Below are 385 nucleotides of genomic sequence, written 5' to 3' on the forward strand. Positions count from 1 at the left end.
GGACATGCCTTGCATGTCCATGCCTGACATGCCCGACATCGAGTGACCGGCCATGCCATTGGTTCCCGATGCGGGCGCCGATCCGGTCAGGCCGGCCAGCAACTCCTCGGGCGTCTTGAAGCTGAAGTCGTGGAACAGCACCACCACGGGCTGCTCGTCCCTGCCCTCATCGGCCGGATCCGTGACGATCAGTGGCGCGGCAAGGAGTTGCTGTTCCTGCAGCGTGTGGGCGTGCATCCAATGAGTGCCGGGTGCGGCGACGGGGAAGCTGTAGTCGTGATTTTGGCCCGGCTGCAGCAACGGCTGCGGCAGATCCGGCACGCCGTCCTGCCCGAACGGCGGCGTCAGGCCGTGCCAATGGATCAAGGTTGGCGCGGCGAGAGCG

Annotated in this window: 1 protein-coding gene; it reads right to left on the reverse strand. The window is 66.2% G+C overall.

Features of this window, described 5'->3' with window-relative positions:
* A partial coding sequence (locus EOA29_RS40895; protein ID WP_148669402.1) for a multicopper oxidase domain-containing protein occupies positions 1–385 on the reverse strand: 385 nt, incomplete at both ends.

It is taken from the genome of Mesorhizobium sp. M1E.F.Ca.ET.063.01.1.1 (genome assembly GCF_003998155.1).
In the GTDB taxonomy this organism is placed as follows: domain Bacteria; phylum Pseudomonadota; class Alphaproteobacteria; order Rhizobiales; family Rhizobiaceae; genus Mesorhizobium.